We start from the raw sequence: 26,468 nt of genomic DNA, 5'->3' as shown, positions 1-26,468 counted from the left end.
GCCCCGCGGCCTTACTTGACCTCGGGCTCGCTGACCACGTCTTCGCTGGCCAGTTCCGCCACTTCCGCGTCGGCGTCGCTGACCTGGTTCGCCGCTTGCGGCGACGCTTCGGCCGCGACTTCTCCCTCGTCGTCGCCTTCGTCGCCCGCGTCTTCCTCGTAATCGAGCTCGGCGTCGGCCGCCACGTCGGGCACGGCGGCGATTTCCAGCAGGCGCGCTTCAATGCTCAGGTCGACTTCATCCCAGCGCAGCAAGTCCAGTTTCACCTGGGCGCCGCGCGCCACCGATGGCATGCCCGGCAGCTTGATGACCAGCGGAATGTCGACCAGGCGCAGGATTTCATCTTTCAGCACGACAGCATCGACCTGGCGCGCGTTTTCCTGATGCAGCCAGCGCAGGCACCAGTAGCGTTCCATGTTCGACTGGAAATCGCCATACGCGGCATAGGCGGCGTCGAACGCCGAGACGATGGCGAACAGGTTCGCGTCGCGCGGCTTGAACGGGGCCACCAGGGGCGCCGTCACGCCATGCTCGGCGCAGGCGATGATTTGCCACTGGTTGACCAGGTCCGTATAGCGGCGCAGGGGCGAGGTGCTCCATGCGTACTGATCCACGCCCAGGCCCTGGTGCGGCGCCGCATGGGTAACCATGCGCACCTGCATCTTTGCCGCCCAGCTATTGCCGCTGCCGCCGCCCTGGCTGCGGTAGATGCCGGGCACGCCGTGGTCGTGCAGCATCTTGCCCCAGGTACTGTTGGCAAAAATCATCAATTCGGCGACGATCTTGTCGAGTGGCGCGCCACGCTTGCGGCGCGCCACGGTAACGATGTCGTTTTCCACATAGAAGTTGAAATCGACGCGGTTGTTCTGTTCCGGCTTCAAGCCAAACGCTTCGCGCTTCTTCATGCGGCCCTGCTCCAGCTGCTGCGCCCATTGCCACAGGATGGCGAAGTCGGCCTTGTGCGGGTATTCTCCCTCGCCGCTGGCAAGGGTTTCCTCGTTGACCAGGTCATCGAGCTGGTTATGGCGCAAATTGCTGGCGATCGGCACCAGTTCGGCGCGCGTCTGCGTACTGACTACCGCCCAGTCCGCTTTCGGGTCCAGGGTGGCGTACAGCGACAGGGCCGGGCACGTCGTGCCTTCGGCCAGCGTGAAAGCATTGACGATTTCGTCCGGCAGCATGGTGATCTTGTCGCCCGGCATGTAGACGGTGGACATGCGCTGGCGCGCCATCTTGTCGATCACGTCTTCCGGACGGATGCCCAGGCCCGGCGCGGCAATGTGAATACCCACTTTCACGGTGCCGTCCGGCAGCGGCTGCACGGAGAAGGCATCGTCGATCTCGGTGGTGGTCACGTCGTCGATCGAGAAAGCGGCCACGTCGGCCAGCGGCAGCTTGGCCGTCACGGACGGTACGGGCACGTTGGGGAAGCCGGCGCCCTTGGGGAAATTCTCGAAGAGGAATTTCGACAGGTGCAAATCTTTCGGTGAAGCAATACCACCGACGGCCAGCATCAGGCGCGCCGGCGTCGTGTGCAATTCCGTGCACGCCGCTTCCAGCGCCTTGTATTCGATGGTGTTCTTGTCCGGCTTGAACAGCAGTTGCAGCACCATGGGCTGCATCGAGGCGGGCAAGCGGTTCTGTTTCAGCTCGTCCACATAGCCTGCCTGCACCAGCGCCTGCTGCTTCTTCTTTTCGATGCCAGCCAGGGCCGCCTTCAGCGACGCTTCCGGCGCCGCCTTGTAGCGGCCGCGGCCCTTCTTGTAGAAATACACGGGCGCCGAATGCAGGGAGAGGATCAGTCCGGCAGCCTCGGCAGGCAGCGGCGCATGGCCGAAATACTCGGCGCCCAGTTCGGCAAAGCCGAATTCGTCTTCGCCCGCCACTTCCCACAGGAAATCGAGATCGATCTCGGCGGCAATGCTCTTGGCCTGCTCCAGCAGCTCGGCCGGGGCCGGCTTTTCATACTGCAGCAGCACATCCTTGATCTTGACCTTGGTGCGCTTGCCGCTGGCCATCTCGACCTGGTAAGCCTCGCCCGCTTGCGACAGGACCGTGCCGACCTTGAAATCGCCGGATTCTTCAAAAAATAGATTCATTGTTATGCTTTGTTTATTAATGTGTCGGTTGCAACGGTGCGAGTGAGCTCAAACACCGCCGGCAGAAATACTTCCGTTACCAGCAGCAATCCTTGATGGCGCTGATACAGGCAGCGCCTGGCAAAAAACAGCGCCTTGTCACTGGTGCGCGTCCCCTCCAGCGCCAGCGCCGCCTGCGCCCGCTGCACCAGCGGGTGCCCGGCGCGCAAGCGGGCAAACTCCAGTGGACCGCGGCGCACCATGCGGTCGCCGAACAGGGTCGTGCCCAGCGAGCGTTCGCCCAGCGCGGAAAACAGGGGCCAGTCCGTGGCCGTCGCCTGCATGGGCACGACGGTATGGCCAAACACGGCCGGCCTATTATCACACCGCAGCAGCACTTCGCGCTCCCACACCCGGCCCGGACGGTGCAGGCCGATGCTGGCCGCCTCGTCGCTCAGGCAACGCGCAGTTTCCTGATGTAAACATTGCACGCGAAAGGCCCGGCTATGCGCTTTCAGCTTGGCCGTCAGCGAACCGCCGCCCGTCAGCCAGTGACGCAAGGCGGGCGGCGCATTGACGGCGTTGACGTGCGCATGCCACTGCGCCTGCCGCAGCGAACCCGGCCTCACCGGCACGGGTCCGTACTGATGCCGCAAAATTCGAGCACGGGCGCCACATAATCGGCAAATTCGCTGATGCCGTGATCGCTGCCCTCGATGACGAGCTGGCGCGCGCCCTGATAATGCGCCACCATGTCGCGGTAGTCGAGCACTTCATCGCCGGTGGCGGCGATCAGGAAGTAACGTTGTGGGTGAGTAATTTTCTCTACGGCAAAGGCAGCCAGTTCGTCCATATACTCGCGCTTGAACTCGAATGGCTTGTCAGAATGGAACTCGGTCGTCACGCCCACATGCTGCTCCAGGTCGATCAGGGGCACGATGGCGGGATTGAGCAATATGGCGCGACAACCAAGCTGCTCGGCCAGCCAGGTGGCGTAATAGCCGCCCAGCGAGGAGCCGATGATCGTCAAGTCGGCTCGCGCCACGTCTTTCACTAATGCCAGGGCCAGCTCGATGGCCAGCTTCGGCGAGGCCGGCAATTGCGGGCACAGCCACTGCGCCTCGCGGCCCAGCGCCTGCATCTGCCCAGCCAGCAGGCGCGACTTCATCGACAGCGGCGACGAGCGGAATCCATGCAGGTACAGAATCATCGGCCCAGCGCCTCCAGCAATTTCTGGTGCACGCCGCCAAAGCCGCCATTGCTCATGACCACGATCTGGTCGCCGGGACGGGCCCCAGCGGCCACGGCGGCTACCAGCACGTCGATTTCTTCATACGCGCTGGCAATCTTGCCCAGCGGTGCCAGCGCCTCGCCCAGGCTCCAGCCCAGCGCGGCCTGGCTGCCGTAACCGAAGACCAGGTCCGCGTCCTTCAGGCTGCCCGGCAGCGCATCTTTCATGGCGCCCAGCTTCATGGTGTTCGAACGCGGCTCCAGCACGGCCAGGATGCGGCCCGTCTTGCCTATCTTCTGGCGCAAGCCGCCGACGGTGGTGGCAATGGCTGTCGGGTGGTGGGCAAAATCGTCGTACACGGTAATGTTGTTGACGACGCCGCGCACTTCCATGCGGCGCTTGACGCTCTCGAACGTAGCCAGCGAGGCGCACGCCTGGGCGATCGTCACGCCCACATGGCGCGCGGCGGCGATGGCGGCCAGCGCATTGCTGCGGTTGTGCTTGCCCGTGAGAGCCCACGCCACATGACCTTCCTGCTTGCCATTGAACAAGACATCGAAATTGCCGTCGGCCTGCTCTTGCAATTGCCAGTTGGCATCTTGTCCAAAGCTTTCCTTTTCGCTCCAGCAGCCGCGCGCCAGCACGCGCTGCAGCGAGGCTTCGTCGCCGTTGAAGACGAGCCGGCCGATGCCTGGCACCGTGCGCACCAGGTGGTGAAATTGCGTCTCGATGGCATGCAGATCGGGGAAGATGTCGGCGTGATCGTATTCGAGGTTATTCATGACGGCCGTCTTCGCGTGGTAGTGCACGAACTTGCTGCGCTTGTCGAAGAAGGCCGTGTCATATTCGTCCGCTTCGATGACGAAGAAGTCCGAATCGGCGCTTTTACCGTCGATTTTGCCGCTCAGGCGGGCGGAAATGCCGAAATTCATCGGCACGCCGCCGATCAGGAAGCCCGGCGCGTAGCCCGCGTCTTCGAGTATCCAGGCCAGCATGGCGGATGTTGTCGTCTTGCCATGCGTGCCGGCCACGGCCAGCACCCATTTGTTGCGTAATATATGTTCGCCGATCCACTGCGGGCCGGATACATACGGCAGGCTGCGGTTGAGGATTTCTTCTACCAGCGGATTGCCGCGCGACACCACATTGCCAATCACATACAAATCCGGGTTCAGCTTGGTTTGTTCGGGATCAAAGCCCTGGATCAGTTCGATTCCCTGCGATTCCAGCTGGGTGCTCATCGGCGGATAGACGTTGGCATCGCAACCGGTGACTTTATGGCCGGCTTCCTTGGCCAGGACGGCCAGGCCGCCCATGAAGGTACCGCAAATGCCGAGGATATGAATATGCATGTGATCAGTGCGAAAGGTGCGCGTTCAAGGTGTACAAGGTACACATGAAGGTGCACGGTTAAAAAATAAGTGGGGCAATTAAAATGGGCAAGTATGGGATTTTACCTGACGCCATGGTTTTTTCCGCTTCGGAGTATCATCTCGCTCATGACGACTGATGCATTTGACGATAGCGCGCTGGTGCGCCTGGAAATCGCCGCCGCCGCCGCGCGCCTCGTGGCGCAGGACGGCGCCGACTATGGCAGCGCCAAGCGCAAGGCGGCGCGGCAGGTTCTGGGCGACGCGCCGAACCGGCCCAACATCCTTCCTGACAACGACATGATCGAAGAACAGGTGCGGCAATACAATGCCCTGTTCCTGGCCGACAGCCAGCCGGCGCGCCTGTTCCAGCTGCGCACGATAGCCTTGCAGGTGATGGAAGCGTTGCAACAATTTCATCCCCTGCTCAGCGGCCCCGTCCTCAACGGCACGGCCGGGCCCCATGATGAGATCTATTTGCAGCTGTTTGCCGAGAGCGCCAAGGAAATCCACATCTTTCTGCTGAATAAAAATGTCGCGCTCGACATGTCGGAAAGCCCCCATTTCAAGGGAGCGCGTTATGATGCGGTCGAGACAGCCAGTTTCTTGTGGAAAAACGAAGGCGTGCACGCGGCCATGTATGAACTCGACGACATGCGCGGCGCGCTGAAAGCCAAGGCCGACGGCAAGGTGTTGCGCACCGATATCGCCGGGCTGCGCAGCCTGCTGGCCGCCAGCCTCGCCGATGGCGCGCCGGCTGCTGACTAACATTGATATAGATAAAGTTATGACAAAAAAGAATTGGATAGCCTGTGCCATCGTTGCCCTGATGTTCGGCGGCATGGGCGCCTACGTGGGCATGCATAAAGAGAAAGAAAAAGCAGGCCCCCTGACAACGACCATCGCGCCGGGCGCGACGGGGCCGGTGAATGAACTGTATGCACTGTCGCTGCCGGACGCGGCCGGTACCACGCAAGCCTTGTCACAATGGAAAGGCAAGAACCTGCTGGTCAATTTCTGGGCGCCGTGGTGCCCGCCATGCGTGGAAGAAATGCCGGAATTATCCGAGGTGCAAGGCCACTATGCGGCGAAAAACCTGCAGGTGATCGGCATCGGCATCGATTCGGCCAGCAATATTGCCACCTTTGCCAGCAAGTTCAAGATTGCTTATCCCGTCTACGTCTCCGGCATGAGCGGCACCGACCTGTCGCGCCATTTTGGCAATGCCACGGGCGGCTTGCCCTTCACGGTGCTGATCGGCGCCGATGGCGAAGTGAAAAAGACCTATCTGGGACGCTTGAAATTTGATCAGTTGCGCGCCGACCTGGACAATTTGTAAATTCGGAGCGTGCTTTTTTCTCTTGCCAATGCGTATCTTTGGCGGCAAAATGCGGAACTTTCGCTAAAACGGTCTTCCATACATGGCAAAAAACCTCCTTCTGCTCAACGGCCCCAACCTGAATTTGCTGGGGACGCGCGAGCCTGAGGTCTACGGCGCCAGCACCTTGGCCGATATCGAACAGGCAGCAGTGGCGCAAGCCATGGCGGCCGGCGCCAGCCTGGCTTGCTTTCAAAGCAACCATGAAGGCGCGCTGATCGACCGCATCCATGCCGCGCGAGCGGAAGGGATCGATGCCATCGTCATCAATCCGGGCGGCCTGACCCATACCAGCGTCGCCTTGCGCGATGCGCTGGCCGGGGTGGCCATTCCGTTTGTGGAAGTCCATATCTCGAATATTTATCAACGCGAAACGTTTCGACATCACTCATTTCTCAGCGCGATCGCGCAGGGGACGATCTGCGGCCTGGGTATCGAAGGATATCGGTTTGCCATCGACTTTGCGCTTAAAAAACGTTAATCTACGCGATCTGCACGCATTTAGCGCGGCGATAGGTTCTGGACATCACCGCATCACTCATAAAACAAACTACATTCCTAGGGGTTTTACATGGATCTACGAAAACTCAAGACCTTGATCGACCTGGTCGCCGAATCGGATATCGCAGAGCTGGAAGTTACCGAAGGCGAAAGCAAGGTTCGCATCGTCAAATCGTCGGCCATGCCGCAAAACCAGATGGTCATGATGCAGCCGCAAGGCATGCAAGCCCAATACCAGCCAGCCGCGCCAGCCGCCGCCCCCGCTGCGGCACCTGCCGTCGTGGTCGCCGCCGAGCCCACAGGCTATGTGGTCAAGTCGCCGATGGTCGGCACCTTCTACCGTTCCTCCGCTCCTGGCAGCGCCGCGTACGTCGAAGTCGGTTCCACCGTCAAGGAAGGCGATACCCTGTGCATCATCGAAGCGATGAAGCTGCTCAATGAAATCGACTCGGACAAAGCCGGTGTCGTGACCCAGATTCTGGTCGAAAACGGCCAACCGGTCGAATTCGGTCAACCCTTGTTTGTGATCGGCTAAAAACCAGTCCACACGGCCGGCAACGGCCGTTTGCAGTTTTAGCCCCTCACACTTGTTGTTTCGCCGGCTCGCCGGCTCTCACAGACATACGCGAACCTACCATGTTTGAAAAAATCCTGATTGCCAACCGTGGTGAAATTGCCCTCCGTATTCAGCGCGCCTGCCGCGAAATGGGCATTAAAACGGTTGTAGTCCACTCCGAAGCCGACAAGGACGCAAAATACGTCAAGCTGGCCGATGAGTCCGTTTGTATCGGGCCGGCACAGTCCGCCCTGAGCTACCTGAACATGCCCGCCATCATCAGCGCCGCTGAAGTGACGGATGCACAAGCAATTCACCCAGGCTATGGTTTCCTGTCGGAAAATGCCGACTTCGCCGAACGCGTCGAGAAATCGGGCTTCGTCTTCATCGGTCCCCGTTCCGAATCGATCCGTTTGATGGGCGACAAAGTGTCGGCCAAGCAAACCATGATCAAGGCTGGCGTCCCATGCGTCCCCGGTTCGGAAGGCGCGTTGCCGGACGATCCGAAAGCGATCGTGCAAATTGCCCGCAAGATCGGCTATCCGGTCATCATCAAGGCCGCCGGCGGCGGTGGCGGACGCGGCATGCGCGTCGTGCACACGGAAGCTGCCCTGATCAACGCCGTGGCGATGACCAAGACGGAAGCCGGTACGGCGTTCGGCAACCCTGAAGTGTATATGGAGAAGTACCTGGAAAATCCGCGCCACGTGGAAATCCAGATCCTTGCCGACGAACACAAGAACGCCGTCTGGCTGGGCGAGCGCGACTGCTCCATGCAGCGCCGCCACCAAAAGGTGATCGAAGAAGCACCGGCGCCGGGCATCCCGCGCAAGCTCATCGAGAAAATCGGCGACCGTTGCGCTGAGGCCTGCCGCAAGATCGGCTACCGCGGCGCCGGCACGTTTGAATTCCTGTACGAAAATGGCGAGTTCTATTTCATTGAAATGAATACCCGCGTGCAAGTGGAACATCCGGTCACCGAAATGATCACCGGTATTGATATCGTGCAAGAACAGATCCGCATTGCCGCCGGCGAAAAACTGCGTTATCGCCAGCGCGACGTCATGCTGTCGGGCCACGCCGTCGAGTGCCGCATCAATGCGGAAGATCCGTTCAAATTTACGCCATCGCCGGGCAAGATCGTGTCGTGGCACGCACCAGGCGGTCCTGGCATCCGCGTCGATTCGCACGCCTACGCCGGTTACTACGTGCCGCCGCACTACGACTCGATGATCGGCAAAGTGATCGCTTACGGCGCCACGCGCGAGCAAGCGATCCGCCGCATGCAGATCGCCCTGTCCGAAATGGTGGTTGAAGGCATCAACACGAATATCGCCCTGCACCGCGAGCTGATGATCGATGCGCGCTTCATCGAAGGCGGCACCAACATTCACTATCTGGAACAGAAACTGGCCGACATGCCGGACCTGGGCAAGAACCTCAATGGCGGCAGCCCCAGCATCGCCAAGAAATCCGAAATCAAGGCGGGCGCATGAGCTGGACGGAAATCGTCATCGAAATCGCCCGTGACAACGCCGAGGCCATGTCCGACGCGCTGATGGAAGCGGGCGCCCTGTCGGTGTCGGTGGAAGACGCCGATGAAGGCACGGAAGCCGAGCAGCCGTTGTTTGGCGAACCGGGCATGGAACCGAAGGAAGCGGCGTGGGAACGCAGCCGCGTGGTGGCGCTGACGGACGTCGACGCCGACCAGGCCGCCATCGTGGCTGCTGCCGCGCAAGCGGTCGGCATGGCGCAGGCACCGGCATTTACCGTGCGCCCCGTGGAAGAGCAGGACTGGGTGCGTCTGACCCAGTCGCAATTCGCGCCGATTCACATCGGCAAGAATATCTGGGTCGTGCCCAGCTGGCACGAGGCACCGGACCCAAGCGGTCTGATCCTGGAACTGGACCCGGGCCTGGCCTTCGGCACGGGCAGCCATCCGACCACGCGCCTGTGCATGGAATGGCTGGAAGCCCATCCCGCCCCAGGCAAGACCGTGCTCGACTACGGTTGCGGTTCCGGCATCCTGGCCATGGTGGCCAAGAAACTCGGTGCGCAAACGGTGGCGGGCGTCGATATCGACCCGCAGGCGATCGAATCGGCGCGCGACAATGCCGAGCGCAACCAGTGCGACATCGAATATTTCTTGCCAGACACGTTTGCCACCTCGGCACACGCCACGGCCAAGTTTGATATCGTCGTCGCCAACATCCTGTCGAGCCCCTTGAAACTGATGGCGCCGATGCTGTCGGGCCGTGTCGCCGACGGCGGCGCCCTGATCCTGTCCGGCGTGCTGGCACGCCAGGCGGAAGAGGTGGCCGCCGCCTACGCACCGTTCATCCAGCTGGCTGTGTGGGCCGAGCAAGACGGCTGGGTGGCCCTGCATGGCCGCCTCGGCGCCACGCAAGCCCCTGCGCCGCGCGCGGAAGGTGCATAAGCACAGCAATGGCACTCGCCACCAAATGCCCCCATTGCAACACGATATTTCGGGTCGCTGCTGACCAGTTGAAGTTACGTGGGGGCATCGTGCGCTGTGGCACGTGCAGGGAAGTCTTTGACGGCAATGCCGCACTGGTCGATCCAGCTGCGGCATCGCCGTTTTTAACGTCCGGCCTTGGCCCTGCCGCTCCATTTTCCACCGCGTACCCGGCTGAGAACAGCCTGCCGTCCGTCACGGACGATGAACCCATTTATTCCCTCGATTTCGACACCTCGTTCGACCCGTTCGGCATCCTGCCGGAAACGGCGCAGCTCAAGGGCGACGCAGACGATAACGAACACATCGAACTGGACCTCGACGTCAGCCTGCCGGCCGAGGTACTGGCCGACGCGCCTGCCGCCGCCCCTCTCGAAGTCCCTGCAGAAATACCGGCGGAGCCGCCCGAAGCTCCCTTGCCCCGGCCGATGGCGCCGTTCAAGCGCCGCCAGGTCGATGACGCGCCTGCCTTTGCCACGTATTTGCGCGACAGCCGCCGCGAACCGGGCCTGGACGCGGACGATGCACCTGCGCTGGCGGTGCAGGAAAAAGTCAGCCTGGACAAGCCTGTGCCGCCACCCGCGCGACAGGAGCCGAGCCTGAGCGAGCCATCGTTCGCGCCGCCGCCCGCCGCCGCCGTGCCAGACCCGGCCGGGGAAACCGGCACAACAGAGGCACCGTTGCCGCCGGCAGAGGATGAACCGGCGTTTGTGACCCGGGGCCGGCGCCGCGAACAAAGCAGCAAGGCCTTGCGCGTGGCCATGGCCATCGGCTCGCTGGTGCTGCTATTCTTGCTATCAGTGCAAGTGATGACCACCTTCCGCAATCCGCTGGCGGCGCAGTTTCCACAGTGGAAGCCCACCCTGGTGGCGCTGTGCAAGCTCAGTGGCTGCCAGGTGGACTTGCCGGCGCAAATCGAGGCGCTGGCCATCGAGCAGGGGGAACTGCAAACCCTGAAGGAACAGACGTTTTCGTATGTCTCGCTGCTGCGCAACCAGAGCCGCAGCGTGCAAGCCTGGCCCAGCATCGAACTGACCCTCAACGACGGCGACGACAAGCCGGTATTGCGCCGCGTCATCGCGCCGCGCGACTACCTGCCGTCCAGCATCGACGTGACCCGGGGTTTCGCGCCGCGCTCGGAACAAACCATCAAACTGTACTTTGCATTAGACCAGCTCACGGCGTCTGGCTACCATATCGCCATCTTTTATCCTTAAAGCACACTATCATGACCAAAACATCGTTGATCTGCGGCTCGCTCGCCACCGACACCATCATGCAATTCCCGGGCCGCTTCGGCGAGTCCCTGCTGGCCGACCAATTGCACAAGGTGAACGTTTCTTTCCTCGTGCCTACCATGCGCACGGAATTTGGCGGCTGCTCGGGCAATATCGCCTACAGCCTGAAAATGCTGGGCGGCGACCCGCGCATCGTCGGCGTCATGGGGCAAGATAGCGCCGCCTACCTGGAACGCCTGCAAAAGCTGGGCATTTCCACCGCCAACATCCTGATCAAGGCCGACAGCTACAACGCGCAGTGCTTCGTCACGGCCGACGCCGACAATAACCAGATCAATGCCTTCCACCCTGGCGCCATGTCGTACGCGCATGAAAATCCGGTGGCCAATGCGGGCCCGGCCAAGGTGGCCATCATTTCGCCGGACGGCGACCAGGGCATGCTCAAGCACGCCGCCGATCTGGCCGAGCTGGGCATCCCCTTCATGTTTGATCCGGGTCAACAGTTGCCACGCTTTAATGGCGAACAGTTGATCGATTTCATCAACAAAGCCACTTATGTGTCGGCCAACGACTATGAAATGGAAATGTTGATGGAACGCACAGGCTTGACCCTGCCGGACATCGCCAGCCGCCTGCAGGCGCTCATCGTCACGCGCGGCGAGAAGGGGTCGGAAATCTATACGGACGGCAAGCGCATCGATATTCCTGTCGTGACCGCCAAGGAAGTACTGGACCCGACCGGCTGCGGCGACGCCTACCGCGCTGGCTTGCTGTTCGGCATCACCAACGACCTGGGCTGGGAAACCAGCGGCCGCCTGGCCAGCCTGCTCGGCGCCATCAAGATCGCCACCCAAGGCGCGCAAAACCATGTGTTTACACCGGCCAGCATCGCCGACCAGTTTGAAACGGCGTTCGGCTACCGCTATTAATAAGTCCGGCCTGCCTGGCACACTCGTGTCAGGCAGGCTCACTTGCCTTCCAGCAATATCTGCTGCGCCAGCTCCGGCGTCAGCGACGCTTTCGCCACTTCCAGCAATTTACGTTTATTGGTGTGTCCGTGCGTCAATGTCACGGCGCTTTTCGGTACGCCCAGCGCCTCGGCCAGGTAACGGATCAAGGCCAGGTTAGCCTTGCCTTCGACAGGCTGCGCATGCAGCTTGATCTTCAGGGCGCCGTCATGCACGCCCAGCACTTCCGTTTTCTTCGCATTCGCGGCAATCTGCACGGCCAGGCGTATGCCGCCTGGCAATGCCGAACACCAGTCTTGTTTATCGGACAACAATAATCATCCCCACCAGCACTTGCGCGATCTGCAGCACGATCAGGGCCACCAGCAGCGACAGGTCCAGGCTGCCCACCAGCGGCACCACTTTGCGTATCGGACGCAGCAGCGGCTCATTCAGGGCCCGTACGAACGGCGCCAGCGGCGCATGCGGGTTGACCCAGCTGAAGATGGCTTCGATGATCAGCAAGGCCATGAAACCGTAGAGTATCCATTGCAGGAAGCGTTGCAGCGACTTGAGCAGCACCACTCCGACGGGATAGCCGGAAATAAACAGGACCGAGCTGGCCAGCAAGACGATCAGGAAGGCGCCGATCAGGCTGGCCCAGTCATACCCGCCCACGCCAGGTACCACGCGTCGCAGGGGACGTACCAGCCAGTCGGACAATTGAAAGGTGAATTGCGCCACGGACGAAGGCGGCCGCACGCGTACCGCCTGCATCCAGAAGCGCAGCAGCAGGACGCCGCCCAACAGCGTGGCAATGGTATCAACGATCAATGTAAGTATAACGATCAGCACGACAAATTCTCCAAAAAAAAACCGCTGTGTGATTGAGTCACACAGCGGCGTGTTGCCTCATCCAGGCATCCGTCTCGTTGGGATTACGATGGGCGGGTGCTGGTTGGGAATGGCCAGGCTGCAGCCGGTGCCAACACGGTTTTTGCTACAGGTGCGATAGGTGCCGATGGTTTGGCGACAGCAGCCTTCTTCGGTGCGGCCTTTTTAGGCGCAGCCTTCTTGGCGGCTGGCTTGGCGGCAACGGCGGCTGGCGCCGCCGGCGCTGCTGCCGGGGCCGCGGCTACCGGAGCTGGCGCCACCACTGCTGGTGCTGCAGCTGGCTTGGCGGCAGGTTTCGCTGCGGCTTTCGCTGCCGGCTTGGCGGCTGGCTTGGCTGCAGGTTTCGCTGCTGGCTTCGCTGCTACCTTGGCCGCTGGCTTGGCTGCAGGTTTCGCTGCCGGCTTCGCTACAACCTTGGCGGCGGGTTTCGCTGCCGCTTTGGCTGCCGGCTTGGCCGCGACTTTCGCTGCTGGCTTGGCTGCCGCTTTGGCTGCCGGCTTCGCTGCTGCCTTGGCCGCTGGCTTGGCTGCTGCTTTCGCCGCTGGCTTCGCTGCTACCTTGGCCGCTGGCTTGGCTGCTGCTTTCGCTGCCGGCTTCGCTGCTACCTTGGCCGCAGGCTTCGCTGCAGCTTTTGCTGCTGGCTTGGCTGCTGCTTTGGCGACGACTTTTTTCGCTGCTGGCTTGGCTGCCGCTTTGGCAGCCGGTTTCGCTGCAGCTTTGGCGGCAGGTTTCGCTGCGGCTTTTTTCACTGCTGGCTTGGCTGCCGCTTTGGCTGCTGGCTTGGCGGCCGCTTTTGCTGCTGGCTTCGCTGCTGCCTTGACGGCCGGCTTCGCTGCTGCCTTGGCGACGACTTTTTTCGCTGCTGGCTTGGCTGCTGCCTTGGCGGCAGGTTTCGCTGCCGCTTTTTTCACTGCCGGCTTGGCTGCTGCCTTGGCGGCAGGTTTTGCCGCGACTTTTGCTGCTGGCTTGGCGGCCGGTTTGGCTGCCGGTTTGGCTGCAGCTTTTTTCACTGCTGGCTTGGCTGCTGCCTTGGCGACAGGTTTCGCTGCAACTTTCGCTGCCGGCTTGGCTGCCGGTTTTGCGCTGGCCTTGGCGGCAGATTTCGCTGCGGCTTTCGCTACTGGCTTGGCTGCCACTTTTGCTGCTGGCTTGGCAACCACTTTGGCTGCAGGTTTCGCTGCGGCCTTGGCGACTGGTTTGGCTGCGGCTTTCGCAGCTGGTTTAGCGGCAACCGTCTTGGCTGCGGCTGCCGGCTTCTTCGCGGCAGGAGCAGCCTTGGCGGCTGGTTTCTTTACTTCTGATTTCTTAGCGGCTGTTGCCATTTGTCTCTCCTTCATCTGAGATGAGAAATTTAAGCTACAAGATTTAAACCCGTCCGACCCACCACAGGGATAGGCCAGGCGAATTATTCATCGGCACAAACGGTCGTTTGCGCTAATGAATTCGGCACCAGCTGAACTGCTGCAACTCCTCACGTTTGCAGCACTTCAGCCATCGTCGGTGCCACCCTGCTTTATCTCGCAGCTGGTGGCAAAGTCTGAATTCGGTCATTCGTTTTCGATGCCGTGCGTTTTTTCGCTCCTCGCATCGCGCTCGCCACAACACCCATGCGTCAAATAAAAAACCGCCATGCCTGAAAAAATTCGGGCACGGCGGCAGACGAAAACGGTGTGGTTTTGTGCATATCCGTGTAAATCTGTATCCCTGTTTTGCGAGGTTTTTTCGTTACCGCGCTGGTCAAAAAACCCCGCATTCTAACGCTCGCATTTGCAATCTCATAAAGTACACGAAAACCTTGTCAATGCGCAACCGGCACGACACGTTTTCACGGGCTTTTTTGCACGATACGCGCGCTATCGCACAATCGCGCGCCAAATGCCGCCGCCAGCGTGTCCGGAAACGCTATTTTCCGCCTCCGATGCGGCCGCGCGTGAGCACTGAAAAAGCTGGCGCGGGCCTCCTCATATCGGCGCGGCCGCAGGCGCTTTTCCGGCCGTGCCGCTGATGCTTTTCGGCGCCCACCGGCGGCGGCATTTTTCTCGGCCAGGCACAAAAAAAAGCGCCGTCACAGTGACGGCGCTTTTGGCTTTTGAAAGCGAAGGCTTATTCCCAGTTCAGCGCACCACCCGTTTGGTACTCGGTCACGCGCGTCTCGAAGAAGTTGCGCTCTTTCTTCATGTCGATCATTTCGCTCATCCACGGGAACGGGTTTTCTTCCTGGGCGAACAGCGGCTCGATGCCGATCTGCTGCGCGCGGCGGTTGGCGATGAAGCGCAAATAGCCCTTGAACATCGGCGCGTTCAGACCCAGCACGCCGCGCGGCATGGTGTCTTCCGCGTACGCGTATTCCAGTTCCACGGCCTTCATGAACAGGTCCTTGATCTCTTCGCGGAAGGCGGCCGTCCACAGCTGCGGGTTTTCCATCTTGATCGTGTTGATCAAGTCGATGCCGAAGTTGCAGTGCATCGATTCGTCGCGCAGGATGTACTGGTACTGCTCAGCCGCGCCCATCATCTTGTTCTGGCGGCCCAGCGCCAGGATCTGCGTGAAGCCCACGTAGAAGAACAGGCCTTCCATCAGGCAGGCAAACACGATCAGGGATTTCAGCAGCTTCTGGTCGTTTTCCACCGTGCCCGTGACGAACGCCGGGTCGGTCAGGGTGTTGATGAACGGGATCAGGAATTCATCCTTGTCGCGGATCGACTTGACTTCGTTGTAGGCGTTGAAGATCTCGCCTTCGTCCAGGCCCAGCGATTCGACGATGTACTGGTAGGCGTGCGTATGGATCGCTTCCTCGAACGCCTGGCGCAGCAGGTACTGGCGGCACTCGGGCGCCGTGATATGGCGGTAGGTGCCCAGCACGATGTTGTTGGCGGCCAGCGAGTCGGCCGTCACGAAGAAGCCCAGGTTGCGCTTGACCAGGCGGCGCTCGTCGTCCGTCAGGCCGTTCGGGTTCTTCCACAGCTCGATATCGCGCTGCATGTTCACTTCCTGCGGCATCCAGTGGTTGGCGCAGCCGGCCAGGTATTTGTCCCACGCCCACTTGTACTTGAACGGCACCAGCTGGTTGACGTCCGTCTTGCCGTTGATGATGCGCTTGTCATCGGCATTCACGCGGCGCGCCACTTGCTCGGCGTTCGCTTCGGACGGCTCGGCGCCGGCCGGCAGGTTCAAATCGGTATTTCCCAGTGGCGCTTGCTGCGCCGGACGCGGCACAGCTGCCGACGTGGTTTCATCATCCCAAGACAACGACATATTCTTCTTCCTTTCCATGCCGGCTCACCGGCGTCTGCAACAGGCCCGTTGAATCGGACAATACAGACATTAACAACATTGAATCAACCCGGCCGTGCCGGGCTGACAACTAAAATCTTACTGGCAGGCTTCGCATTCTTCAAAGCCGTCATCACCGGGACGCAGGTAGCAGGCTTCACCATCGGCGTCGTCCGCTGCAGCGGCCACCGCTGCCGCCGGCGCCACGGCGGCAGCGGCTGCCGCCACGACCGCTGCCTGGGCGCTCTGCGCGCTGGCCGACATGCCGCCGTCGACTGCCACGGCGTTCAGGGCACCCGTCTTGGAGGTCGATTTCTCCATGTGGGTAGCGGCGATGGTGCGCAGGTAGTAGGTGGTTTTCAGGCCGCGCAGCCATGCCAGCTTGTAGGTCTCGTCGAGCTTCTTGCCCGATGCGCCAGCCATGTAGATGTTCAGCGACTGTGCCTGGTCGATCCACTTCTGGCGACGCGAAGCCGCTTCCACCAGCCAGCTTGGCGACACTTCAAAGGCCGTGGCGTAGATATCGCGCAGGTCTTGCGGGATGCGGTCGATCTTCACCAGCGAGCCGTCGAAGTACTTCAGGTCGGAGATCATGACTTCATCCCACAGATCGCGCGCCTTCAGGTCGCGCACCAGGTAGCCGTTGATCTCGGTAAATTCGCCCGACAGGTTCGATTTCACGTACAGGTTCTGGAACGTCGGCTCGATACAGGCCGAAACGCCGATGATGTTCGAAATCGTCGCCGTCGGGGCGATGGCCACGCAGTTCGAGTTGCGCATGCCGAACTTGGCGATGCGTTCGCGCACCGGGGTCCAGTCCATGGCCGACGAGGAATCGACTTCCAGGTAGCCGCCGCGCTCCTCAAGCAGCAATTTGACCGAGTCCTGCGGCAGGATGCCGCGGTCCCACAGCGAACCGGCGTACGACTCATAGCGGCCGCGCTCTTCGGCCAGTTCCGTCGACGCCAGGTAGGCGTAGTAGCAGACGGCTTCCATCGAGGTGTCGGCAAACGACACGGCGGCGTCCGAGGCGAACGGCACGCGCATCATGTGCAGGCAGTCCTGGAAGCCCATGATGCCCATGCCGACCGGACGGTGGCGCATGTTCGAATTGCGCGCCTTGTCGACGGCGTAGTAATTGATGTCGATGACGTTGTCTAGCATGCGCATGGCGGTGCGGATGGTCTTGGCCAGCTTGACGTGATCGAGCTTGCCTTCCTTCATGTGCGCCGGCATGTTGACGGAACCGAGGTTGCAGACGGCGATTTCGTCAGGGCCCGTGTTCAGCGTGATTTCCGTGCACAGGTTCGAGCTGTGGACGACGCCGACGTGCGACTGCGGGCTGCGGATGTTGCACGGATCCTTGAACGTGATCCATGGGTGGCCCGTTTCAAACAGCATCGACAGCATCTTGCGCCACAGGTCCAGCGCCGCGATCTTCTTGAAGACGCGGATTTCGCCGGCGGCGGCCTTGGCTTCGTAGCCCAGGTAAGCCTGTTCAAAGGCCTTGCCGACCTTGTCATGCAGATCCGGTGTGTCCGACGGCGAGAACAGCGTCCATTCGCCTTTTTCCATGACGCGCTTCATGAACATGTCGGGAATCCAGTTCGCCGTGTTCATGTCGTGCGTGCGGCGGCGGTCGTCGCCCGTGTTCTTGCGCAGGTCGAGGAATTCCTCGATGTCCATGTGCCAGGTTTCCAGGTAGGCGCAGACGGCGCCCTTGCGCTTGCCGCCCTGGTTGACTGCCACGGCCGTGTCGTTGACCACTTTCAGGAACGGCACCACGCCTTGCGACTTGCCGTTGGTGCCCTTGATGTGGGCGCCCAGGGCGCGCACCGGCGTCCAGTCGTTACCCAGGCCGCCGGCGAACTTGGCCAGCAGCGCGTTGTCCTTGATGGCGTCGTAGATGCCTTCCAGGTCATCGGAGACGGTGCTCAGGTAGCACGACGACAGCTGCGAGCGCAGGGTGCCCGAATTGAACAGGGTCGGGGTCGAGCTCATGAAGTCGAACGAGGACAGCAGGCTGTAGAACTCGATGGCGCGCGCTTCGCGGTCCGCCTCGTTCAGCGCCAGGCCCATGGCCACGCGCATGTAGAACGCTTGCGGCATTTCGATGCGCACGTCCTGGATGTGCAGGAAGTAGCGGTCGTACAGGGTTTGCAGGCCAATGTAGCCGAACTGCAAGTCGCGGTCGGCAACGATGGCTTTCGCCAGGCGCTCGAGGTCGAAACTGGCGAGTACCGGGTTCAGCAGCTCGGCGGCGATGCCCTTGGCGATATAGGCCGGGAAATACGTCAGGTATTCGGCGGCAGCGGCCGCTTGCGGCACTTCCTTGCCGAACACTTCCTTGCGCACCGTGTGCAGCAGGATGCGGGCCGTGACCTGGCTGTAGGCCGGGTCTTTTTCCATCAGCGCGCGCGCCGCCAGGATGGCCGACTTGTGCAGTTCTTCGACGGGCACGCCGTCGTACAGGTTTTTCACGGTTTCAGCGAGGATGGCGTCGGCATCGACGTGCTTTTCCAGGCCGGCGCAGGCGGCGTTGATCAGGTCGCGCACTTCCTGCATGTCCAGCAGGCGGCGCACGCCGTTGTCGGTGACATTCAATTGCGGTGCGGAAACTTGCGCGGCAGCGCCCTGCGCTTCCTTCTGCAGACGGCGCTCTTCCATGTGCTTGGCGCGGTACAGCACGTAGGCACGCGCCACGTCGTGCTCACCCGAACGCATCAGCGACAGCTCCACCTGGTCCTGCACGTCTTCGATGTGGAAGGTGCCGCCGCCCGGCTGGCGGCGCACCAGCGCCGCGACGACGCCAGCGGTCAGCTGTTCCACCAGTTCGCGGATACGGGCAGAGGCAGCGCCCTGGCCGCCGTTAACGGCCAAAAACGCCTTGGTCATGGCGATGGCGATCTTCGAAGGCTCAAATGCCACCACCGCACCGTTGCGGCGGATGATGCGATAGTCGCCCAAGGCCGCGCCCGTGCTCGCCACGCTATTGGCCGCGCTGGGCGCTGGCGATGCTGGCGTTGGATGGATGGAAATATCTTGAGGTGATTGCATTGAAGCTCCCGTTGTCAGCTAAAGTCAGCCTGCAGTTTTGCTGCCGCGTATGTTGTTGAATAGAACGCCCGATGGTCAGGGTTTCTTCAGGTATTTATTGCTAAATAGTAAATAATTCACAGTCAGAATTCATACAGCCAACCCGCACTGCCCGGCTGGCGTGAAACACGATCAAGGGTGATAAACCGCCAGTTCCAGTGCTTTATCAGCAATCCGGGTAGCTTTGACAATAATTATGAAAACGTCTGTGATGGCACTACATATAGTCGTTGAATCCAAATTCCGCACTAATTGTAGTACCCATCGAAAGGCGATGCAATAGTTTTCAGGCATCGCCCCTGGTAATTTTTTGTTCTTTCTTCTACGATTTCGGTTGACTTTTCAGCGCGCCGACGGGAAGCCCAATACCCGCGAAGTAAGCGCTAACGCCGGCCGTTCGCGCAGCGCTCCCAACCAACATTCCTGGTAGCAATTCCAGTCAAAATATGGCCCCGGATCCGTCTTCCTGCCAGGCGCGATATGTTCATGTCCGCGCACATGGGCCAGCCCGTAGCGCGCCGCCAGCGCGGCCGTCAATGCCGCCAGAACATGATATTGCCGCGGCTGGAAGGGAGTAATATCCGAGCCTTCCATTTCGATACCGATGGAATATTCATTGCACTGCGGGCGTCCCTCGAACGTGGACGTGCCGGCATGCCAGGCGCGCTGGTCAGCCGAAACATATTGCAACAACGCGCCATCGCGCCGCACAAAAAAGTGCGCCGACACCTGCAAGCCACGCAGGTCGGCGAAGGAAGGATCGGCATTATAATCTACCCGGCCCGTAAACAAGTCCGACACATGCGGCCCGCCAAAATGTCCCCCGGGCAAGCTGATGTTGTGAATCACCAGCAAGTCGATTTGCGCGCCTTCCGGACGCGCATCACAATACGGCGAGTCGTAGCGCACGGCGCCGTCGCACCAGCCGTCTTCATCTATCTTCCATGCCATCATCAAGCCAGGACTCCTGTATCATCAACTTTTGCATCCGGTAACGCAACTGGCGCGCACTGAGCCCCAGTTGCCGCGCCGCCCGTGCGCGGTGGTAGCGCTCGCGTACCAGCGCCAGCGTGATCATTTCACGCTCGGCCTGGCGCAAATACAAGGCCAGCGGCAGAAGCGGCGCCGCGTCGCGCGTCGCCATACCCGGCAGGGACAGTTGCCGCTCGACGCCCGGCAGGACCGTCTTCAAGGGCGTGACCGAGGCCGTCGCCGTGCTCGGCAAGCCCAGACCATCGAGTGCGATCACGCCATCGTCGGCAAAGGCCAGTGCCCGTTCCAGCAGGTTTTCCAGTTCGCGCACATTGCCCGGGAACGCGTAGTGGCGCAAGGCGTCCAGCACCGGCGGCGCCAGGCGCACGCTTTGCCGTGGCGCCAGGCGCGCCAGAATTGCCTCACATAATACAGGCAGATCGCCGAGCCGTTCACGCAGCGGCGGCAGGACCAGTTCAATCACATTGAGCCGGTAATACAGGTCCTGGCGAAAGGTACGCGCCGCCATGCCACGCGCCAGACCATGCTGGCTGGCGCACAGGATGCGCACATCAACGGCCTCATCGGCGCTGCCGCCGAGCTTGCGCACGCGCTGCTCCTGCAGCGCGCGCAGCAGCTTCACCTGCATGGCCAGCGGGAGGTCGTCGACCTCGTCAAGCAGCAGGCTGCCGCCGTTGGCCGCCTGGAACAGCCCTTCCCGCTCATGCAGCGCGCCCGTATACGCTCCCTGGCGGCAGCCGAAGAACTCCGCCTCCATCAGCGCCTCGGGGATGGCCGCGCAATTGACGGCAATGAACGGGAAGCGGGCGCGCTCCCCTTGCGCATGGATGGCGCGCGCCGCCAGTTCCTTGCCGCTGCCCGATTCGCCGCGGATAGCCACCGGCGCGCCGCAGCGGGCGATGCGGCCGATCTGCGCGCGCAAGGCCTGCATGGCGGCCGAGTCGCCAATCAGCTGCGGCGCAGGCGGCAAGCCCCTGGCCGCCTGCGTGCGGGCGGCCGACACAGTATGCGAATTGGACATATTCCCGGCTCCCTGCGATGGCGATATCGGATCGCTGCATGCAGATGGTACGCCTGGCGGGCGGCGGGGGGCGTTACGATACGGATGAGCAATGCAGACGCGGCGGCGAGGCCGGCGCGCCGCCCGCGCTACAGCGTGGCGTGCGCGTGGCTGCAGTAATCGTGGCCCTTGGCCTGCACGTTTTCGGAGGCCGGGTAATACACGCCGCAGTGGGCGCAGCACAGCATCAGCTCGGCATCGGGCAATTCCCGCGCCCGGCCTGGCGGCGTAAACGGCTGAGACGGCGGTTGCCGCTGTGCGCGGGCGCGCTGCTGCATGCCCCGGATCTTGCTGCGGATAGCAAACAGCACCAGAAACACCAGCGCCAGCCAGAACAAAACACGTGTCATGCGAATCCTCGGTGTAAAACCACTTCCAGTACAAAACGGCTGCCGACATACGCCAGCAGCAAGGTGGCGAAACCGGCCAGGGTAAAGCTCAGGGCCGTCTTGCCGCGCCAGCCGCGGAAACGGCGTCCTGCCAGCAAGGCGGCAAACAATAGCCACGACAGCATGGTAAACACCGATTTGTGATCCCAGTTCAGGGCCTTGCCAAACAGTTGTTCGGAAAACACGATACCCGACAGCACGGTCAGGCTGAGCAAGATGAAGCCCAGGCCGATCATGCGGAACAGCAACTTTTCCATCGTCAGCAGCGCGGGCAGCTGATCGAGCGCGCTGCCGATGAAACCGCGGCTTTCGCTGCGCGTGTGCAAACGCGATTCCTGCAGCGCCATCAGCACGGCGTGGAAAGCGGCGATCGTCAAGGTGCTGTAAGCGAGCACGGCCACCGCAATGTGCCAGCCGAAGACGGCCGACTTGCCTTCCATGCTGACCTGGCTGCCGGGAAAGGCCCACGCCAGGCCGATGGCGATGACGGCGCTGGGCATGACCATGCGGCGCAGTCCATCGAGACTGAAATTGCGGTTCTCTATCCAGTAAGCACCGACCGACACCCACAGCGCGGCCGAGAGCATGGCGGAAAAGCCGAAACGCAAGGTGCCCGGCGCCATCAGGTCGAACCACAGGGTGACGGCGTGCGCCAGCCACGCGACGCCCGTCAGGCCGGCGATGAGCCTGGCGCGGGACGAGGGAAGCACGGCACACGCTGCATACAGGAGGGCGGCAAGAAGAAAGAAATAGGTCTGCATATGTTAAGTTTACACCATAGCCGGCAAGCGCGATTCAAGCGACAGCCCGGGTGACAGGCATTCCGCCGCCAGCCAATGCTGCAAGCCTGCCATGATATCGCGCCTGAGGCGCAACGGGGTGGCGCACCCTCAAGATTTCCGCAATCTTTCCTTGCACTCCCTGTCGCTGGCAGCGGACACGTTGCCATCCTGACTAGCCAGTCCTATAATCGTGTCCGCAAAGCAATATTTGTCCACCCTTACTTCACCGCCGATCTCGCCATGTCTTTTCGAAAACTCTCCTGGACCTGTATCCTGCTGGTCGCCTGCACTGTATTAAGCGGTTGCATGAAAGACGCGCCTTCCCAGTCCACGTACGAGGAGTATTTCCGTACCTCGATCCAGGGCTATGACTTGTACAAGGATTACTTCGACATCGCGAAGCTGGAAAAGCTGAACGGCTGGAAAGAGAATGAGCAGTACGAAATCAAGGGCTCGGCCGTGCTGCGCGCCAAGGTGGGCTACCTGGAATTGCTGGCCGACGTGGCCGACAAGCTCGAGGCGCAGGCCAGGACGGACAGCACCGTCGGCATGAGCATGGGCCTGGGCTTGATGGCGCGCGGCATGGGCGGCGAAAACAAGGTTTTCCGCGAATTCTGGGCGCAGCAGCAGGAAAAGAAAGCGATTCCCGCGCCGCTGCTGGCGCGCCAGGCGGCGATGACGGCCGAGCGTTTCGAGAACCTGCTGCAATGGTCGGACCAGCTCGTGCAAGACAACTACGGCGCCATCATCAACCGCCAGTTGAAGAAGGGCGATGAGCTGACGCGCATCTATACCCTGAGCTTCCGGCAGACGGAGAAGGGCTGGATGGGTTTTAACGCCCGCTAAGGCCGTCTCCCCATCAAAAAACCTCCGCACCATTGCTGGCGCGGAGGTTTTTTTAATGGTTGCTTGATTTACTTCACATTCAGGCTCTTTTTCGCCTGCTCCAGCAAGTCCGTCTTGACCCAGTCCTTGGCCACGGGCGGTTTCGTCATGCGTCCCACGCCCGTTTTCACCATCACATCGGTGGTCACCTGGATATGCTCGGGCGAGATGTCATATGAATACGGCGAATTGCTGATCGCATCGTCGAAGTCGTCCTTCGTGATCTGGCCGCGGAACACGACTTCGCGCACGTATTTTTCCGCCGTCGCCTTGCTGTCGATAAAGGTTTTCGTCGCTTCGACGAAGCAGCGCATGAATTTTTCCGCCACGGGACGGCGTTCCTTGTAGAACTTCTCCGTCATCACCATGGTGCGCACGGGCTCGCCGATGGGCGTGTCGTACGGCTTTAATATTTCCACGCCGAAACCCTTGTTGATCGCCTGCGACGATTGCGGCTCCGACTGCATCATGGCGTCGATATTCTTGCCCATCAGCGCCTGGTTCAAGTCGGCGTAGGCCAGAAATACGAGCTGCACGTCCTTGCCCTTGGTTTCGGAATACGTCAGGCCCGCCTGCGCCAGCTCGGCCAGCAGCAGCACTTCCTGGATGCCGCCGCGCGTCACGCCCACGCGCTTGCCCTTGAGTTCCTTGACGCTGGCGATCTTTTGCCCCGCCCCCGCCACCAGGCGCGCGCCGCCCTTGGCAAAGCCGGCCACCACGTAGATAGGCGCGCCGCCGGCGCGGCCGGAAATGGCCGCCTCCGAGGCCGTCGCCCCCACGTCCAGCTCGCCCGCGATAATCGCCTGCATCACGTCGAGACCCTTGGCAAAGATATGCTCTTCCACCTTGATGCCGCACTTGGGGGCGATTTCCTTGATATATGACACGGCGCCGTAATGGGCAAATTTCAGGTTGCCCAGGCGCACTACTTCCTGGGCCTGGACGGCGCCCATGCCGAACGCCAGCACGAGGGCGGCGGCGATTCCGGTCTTCAAGGTTGATTTTTTCTGCATCGGGTTCTCCTGTGGTGGTGGGTATATGCCCGCAAGGGCATAAAACACGAAACACTGCTTTTTGTTATGGGGAGATAGTACCGCGTGTTAAGTAACCCTCGGGAAATTATTGTGAATTTATGACGAACAGAACCGGATGCTGTGCAAGGCGCCCGCTGCGACGCAGTGCGAGCACTGCTAGCTGCGGGCAACACCGCACAGCGCCGGTTATGGAAGTCAGAAATCACAATAATTTATTGGGGGTTACTTAAAGCCAGGGCAACATTTTTTTGCCGGCAGCCACGCTGCCGGCGTTGTTGCTACTCCCTGTTATTACTGTCCCGCCAGCGCCACCACCGGATCGAGTCCCGACGCCTTGCGCGCCGGCATGAAGCCAAACACCAGTCCCGTCACCACGGCGCAGGCAAACGCGCCGCCGATGGCGCTGAGCGAAAAGATCACGGGCACTTCCCACACAAGCAGCGCAGCGGCAAACGCCACGCCGGCCACGATGCCGGCCACGCCGCCCACCACCGACACCAGCACCGCTTCCGTGAGGAACTGGCGCAGGATGTCGCGCCGGCGCGCGCCCGTCGCCATGCGGATGCCGATTTCACGCGTGCGCTCGCGCACCGTCATCAGCATCACGTTCATGACGCCGATGCCGCCCACCACGAGCGAAACGGCCGCGATCAGGCTGAGCATCATGGTCATATTGTCCTGCGTGCGCGCTTCGGCCGCAATAGAAGCGGCCGCGTTGCTGATGCCGTAGTCGCGGATGCGGTGGCGCTCGAACATGACGGCGTCGACCGCCTTCTCGGTTTCGGCGATGCGCTTCACGTCGTCGGCCGCCAGCACGATATACGTGGGCTCGCGCTGGCCGAAGACGCGGATACCTGCCGTGGAAAACGGCAGCAGCAGCACGTCATCCTCATCCTTGTCGCCAGTCAGCGCGCCCTTCTCGCTCATTACGCCGATCACCTGGAACGGCACGTTGCCGATCAGAATATTCTGTCCCACCGGGTTGGCAATGTCAGGCATCAGCTTGTGCGCCAGGCGCCAGCCCAGTACGGCAACGGTGGCCATCTCGCGCTCGTCCTGCTGCGTGAAGAAGCCGCCATGCGCCAGCGGCCAGGTCTGGATCTGCGGCAGCGCCGCGCCCGTGCCCCGTACATAGGTTTGCACGTCGAGGTTGCCATGGCGGATTACCTTGTTGCCGGTAACGTTAGGCAACACGTGGGAAATGCCGGGCACGCCCTCAAGCGCCTCGAGGTCGGCCAGGGTGATGCTGCGCCCGGGGATGCGCGAGCTTTCGCCGATCGACGACATATATAAGAGGTTCGAGCCGAAAGCGCCCAGCTGCGCCATCACCTGCTGGCGCGTGCCCAGGCCGATGGCCAGCATGACGATCACGGAAGCGACGCCAATGATGATGCCGAGCAGGGTCAGACCCGTGCGGAAGCGGTTGATCCACAGCACGCGCCAGGCGGCGCGCGCCGCGTCGAGCAATTCCGTGCCCAGCGACGCGCCGGTATCATGAGCGGCGCGCGACATGTCCAGCGGCGGCAGGGCCGTCGACGTGGCGGGAATGGCGATGGCGCCCGTGTCCGCGATGATTTCGCCGTCGCTGATCTCGATCACCCTGCGCGCCTGGGCCGCCACCTTGCGGTCATGCGTAATGAGGATGATGGTGTGGCCCGCATCGGCCAGTTCCCCCAGCAGGGCCATGACTTCGGCGCCGCTGCTGCTGTCCAGGGCCCCCGTCGGTTCATCGGCCAGGATGATGCGCCCGCCATTCATCAGGGCGCGGGCGATCGACACGCGCTGCTGCTGCCCGCCGGACAGTTGATTCGGCCGGTGGTCGAGCCGGTCACCGAGTCCAAGGCGCTTGAGCAGCGCCTCGGAACGGGCATGGCGCGCCGCGGCCGGCATGCCCGCGTACAGGGCCGGCACCTCCACGTTCTCGCGCGCCGATTCGGTGGCGATCAGATGATACCCCTGGAAGACGAAACCGAACGCTTCGCGCCGCAGCCACGCCAGTTCATCGGGATTCAGGCTGGCCACGTCCTGCCCGGCAAAACGGTAGGAGCCGTCGCTGGGCCGGTCCAGGCAACCGAGCAAGTGCATCAGGGTCGACTTGCCGGAACCGGACGCGCCGACGATGGCGACGAATTCGCCGGCGCCGATAGCCAAGGTCAGGCCGCGCAGCACTTCCACGGCCGGCGCGCCGTCATGGCCGCCGTAGCGCTTGCGGATGCCTTGCAATTCAATCAACGGCGCCGCCGGACCCGCGTCGCCGGACGGGCCCAGCGACGCCACTTCGCTCATG

The 26,468-nt window shown here is 61.7% G+C and carries 24 protein-coding genes; 9 read left to right on the top strand and 15 right to left on the bottom strand.

Annotation, left to right across the window (positions count from 1 at the left end):
• Positions 1 to 11: 11 nt before the first annotated feature.
• The 4 genes from CBW50_RS00985 to mpl are packed head-to-tail and all read right to left on the bottom strand — an operon-like array spanning position 12 to position 4,661.
• Positions 12 to 2,099, bottom strand: a complete 2,088-nt coding sequence (locus tag CBW50_RS00985) for an RNB domain-containing ribonuclease (RefSeq protein ID WP_086143765.1) — start codon at positions 2,097 to 2,099, stop codon at positions 12 to 14.
• Between the two features lie 2 nt (positions 2,100 to 2,101).
• The gene (locus CBW50_RS00980; RefSeq protein WP_086143981.1) at positions 2,102 to 2,707 is read right to left on the bottom strand and encodes a chorismate lyase; all 606 of its coding nucleotides are present in this window, start codon (positions 2,705 to 2,707) and stop codon (positions 2,102 to 2,104) included.
• Entirely contained in the window at positions 2,704 to 3,288 is a 585-nt protein-coding gene (locus CBW50_RS00975) for a YqiA/YcfP family alpha/beta fold hydrolase (protein WP_086143764.1), read from the bottom strand. The genes CBW50_RS00980 and CBW50_RS00975 overlap by 4 nt, the downstream gene beginning before the upstream one ends.
• The gene (gene mpl / locus CBW50_RS00970) at positions 3,285 to 4,661 is read right to left on the bottom strand and encodes a UDP-N-acetylmuramate:L-alanyl-gamma-D-glutamyl-meso-diaminopimelate ligase (protein WP_086143763.1); all 1,377 of its coding nucleotides are present in this window, start codon (positions 4,659 to 4,661) and stop codon (positions 3,285 to 3,287) included. Before mpl ends, CBW50_RS00975 begins: the two co-directional genes overlap by 4 nt.
• Positions 4,662 to 4,808: 147 nt before the next feature.
• Between mpl and CBW50_RS00965 the strand changes: the two genes are divergently transcribed.
• The 8 genes from CBW50_RS00965 to CBW50_RS00930 all read left to right on the top strand — a co-directional run bounded on the left by CBW50_RS00965 (position 4,809) and on the right by CBW50_RS00930 (position 11,757).
• Entirely contained in the window at positions 4,809 to 5,447 is a 639-nt protein-coding gene (locus tag CBW50_RS00965) for a hypothetical protein (protein ID WP_086143762.1), read from the top strand.
• A gap of 19 nt (positions 5,448 to 5,466) precedes the next feature.
• On the top strand, positions 5,467 to 6,018 hold the full coding sequence (locus tag CBW50_RS00960) for a TlpA disulfide reductase family protein (RefSeq protein WP_086143761.1): 552 nt from the start codon (positions 5,467 to 5,469) through the stop codon (positions 6,016 to 6,018).
• A gap of 82 nt (positions 6,019 to 6,100) precedes the next feature.
• Positions 6,101 to 6,538, top strand: coding sequence for a type II 3-dehydroquinate dehydratase (gene aroQ, locus CBW50_RS00955; RefSeq protein WP_086143760.1), 438 nt, complete (start codon positions 6,101 to 6,103; stop codon positions 6,536 to 6,538).
• 90 nt (positions 6,539 to 6,628) lie between these two features.
• A complete protein-coding gene (gene accB / locus CBW50_RS00950; RefSeq protein ID WP_070222155.1) occupies positions 6,629 to 7,093 on the top strand; it encodes an acetyl-CoA carboxylase biotin carboxyl carrier protein in 465 nt (154 codons plus the stop codon).
• Positions 7,094 to 7,194: 101 nt separating this feature from the next.
• The gene (accC, locus tag CBW50_RS00945) at positions 7,195 to 8,610 is read left to right on the top strand and encodes an acetyl-CoA carboxylase biotin carboxylase subunit (protein ID WP_086137069.1); all 1,416 of its coding nucleotides are present in this window, start codon (positions 7,195 to 7,197) and stop codon (positions 8,608 to 8,610) included.
• Complete coding sequence (gene prmA, locus CBW50_RS00940) at positions 8,607 to 9,551, top strand: 50S ribosomal protein L11 methyltransferase (protein WP_086143759.1); 945 nt, start codon at positions 8,607 to 8,609, stop codon at positions 9,549 to 9,551. Before accC ends, prmA begins: the two co-directional genes overlap by 4 nt.
• Before the next feature lie 8 nt (positions 9,552 to 9,559).
• Positions 9,560 to 10,807 (top strand): DUF3426 domain-containing protein, encoded by a 1,248-nt coding sequence (locus CBW50_RS00935; RefSeq protein WP_086143758.1) that lies wholly within the window; start codon positions 9,560 to 9,562, stop codon positions 10,805 to 10,807.
• Between the two features lie 11 nt (positions 10,808 to 10,818).
• A complete protein-coding gene (locus tag CBW50_RS00930) occupies positions 10,819 to 11,757 on the top strand; it encodes a carbohydrate kinase family protein (protein WP_086143757.1) in 939 nt (312 codons plus the stop codon).
• A 38-nt stretch (positions 11,758 to 11,795) separates the two neighbouring features.
• On the opposite strand, the gene CBW50_RS00925 is transcribed toward CBW50_RS00930, so the two are convergent.
• The 9 genes from CBW50_RS00925 to CBW50_RS00885 form a co-directional block, all read right to left on the bottom strand.
• Positions 11,796 to 12,107, bottom strand: a complete 312-nt coding sequence (locus CBW50_RS00925) for a DUF167 domain-containing protein (protein ID WP_216356295.1) — start codon at positions 12,105 to 12,107, stop codon at positions 11,796 to 11,798.
• A complete protein-coding gene (locus tag CBW50_RS00920; protein WP_253251889.1) occupies positions 12,097 to 12,630 on the bottom strand; it encodes a YggT family protein in 534 nt (177 codons plus the stop codon). Before CBW50_RS00920 ends, CBW50_RS00925 begins: the two co-directional genes overlap by 11 nt.
• A gap of 83 nt (positions 12,631 to 12,713) precedes the next feature.
• On the bottom strand, positions 12,714 to 13,991 hold the full coding sequence (locus CBW50_RS00915; RefSeq protein ID WP_086143755.1) for a transcriptional regulator: 1,278 nt from the start codon (positions 13,989 to 13,991) through the stop codon (positions 12,714 to 12,716).
• Between the two features lie 781 nt (positions 13,992 to 14,772).
• Complete coding sequence (locus CBW50_RS00910) at positions 14,773 to 15,924, bottom strand: ribonucleotide-diphosphate reductase subunit beta (protein ID WP_070218582.1); 1,152 nt, start codon at positions 15,922 to 15,924, stop codon at positions 14,773 to 14,775.
• A gap of 117 nt (positions 15,925 to 16,041) precedes the next feature.
• Positions 16,042 to 18,999, bottom strand: coding sequence for a ribonucleoside-diphosphate reductase subunit alpha (locus tag CBW50_RS00905; protein ID WP_086143754.1), 2,958 nt, complete (start codon positions 18,997 to 18,999; stop codon positions 16,042 to 16,044).
• Positions 19,000 to 19,380: 381 nt separating this feature from the next.
• Positions 19,381 to 19,992 carry a 1,6-anhydro-N-acetylmuramyl-L-alanine amidase AmpD gene (gene ampD / locus CBW50_RS00900; protein WP_086143753.1) on the bottom strand — a complete coding sequence of 204 codons (612 nt, stop codon included), beginning with the start codon at positions 19,990 to 19,992 and terminating at the stop codon, positions 19,381 to 19,383.
• Positions 19,970 to 21,052, bottom strand: a complete 1,083-nt coding sequence (locus tag CBW50_RS00895) for a sigma 54-interacting transcriptional regulator (protein ID WP_086143752.1) — start codon at positions 21,050 to 21,052, stop codon at positions 19,970 to 19,972. The genes ampD and CBW50_RS00895 overlap by 23 nt, the downstream gene beginning before the upstream one ends.
• A gap of 128 nt (positions 21,053 to 21,180) precedes the next feature.
• A complete protein-coding gene (locus CBW50_RS00890) occupies positions 21,181 to 21,441 on the bottom strand; it encodes a PP0621 family protein (RefSeq protein ID WP_086143751.1) in 261 nt (86 codons plus the stop codon).
• Positions 21,438 to 22,241 carry an inner membrane protein YpjD gene (locus CBW50_RS00885; RefSeq protein ID WP_086143750.1) on the bottom strand — a complete coding sequence of 268 codons (804 nt, stop codon included), beginning with the start codon at positions 22,239 to 22,241 and terminating at the stop codon, positions 21,438 to 21,440. Before CBW50_RS00885 ends, CBW50_RS00890 begins: the two co-directional genes overlap by 4 nt.
• A 327-nt stretch (positions 22,242 to 22,568) precedes the next feature.
• Here CBW50_RS00885 and CBW50_RS00880 point away from each other — a divergent pair, with 327 nt between their 5' ends.
• Positions 22,569 to 23,108: a hypothetical protein gene (locus CBW50_RS00880; RefSeq protein ID WP_086143749.1), complete on the top strand. Its 540-nt coding sequence runs from the start codon at positions 22,569 to 22,571 to the stop codon at positions 23,106 to 23,108.
• A 68-nt stretch (positions 23,109 to 23,176) separates the two neighbouring features.
• On the opposite strand, the gene CBW50_RS00875 is transcribed toward CBW50_RS00880, so the two are convergent.
• Both CBW50_RS00875 and CBW50_RS00870 read right to left on the bottom strand, forming a co-directional pair.
• A complete protein-coding gene (locus tag CBW50_RS00875) occupies positions 23,177 to 24,100 on the bottom strand; it encodes an ABC transporter substrate-binding protein (protein ID WP_226935525.1) in 924 nt (307 codons plus the stop codon).
• A gap of 372 nt (positions 24,101 to 24,472) precedes the next feature.
• Positions 24,473 to 26,467, bottom strand: a complete 1,995-nt coding sequence (locus CBW50_RS00870; protein WP_086143979.1) for a MacB family efflux pump subunit — start codon at positions 26,465 to 26,467, stop codon at positions 24,473 to 24,475.
• Position 26,468 lies beyond the last annotated feature (1 nt).

The organism is Janthinobacterium sp. GW458P (genome assembly GCF_002127585.1).
Taxonomy (GTDB): Bacteria; Pseudomonadota; Gammaproteobacteria; order Burkholderiales; family Burkholderiaceae_D; genus Janthinobacterium.
Note: the sequence above shows the minus strand (reverse complement) of the source record. Positions and strands in the feature narration are given on the sequence as shown.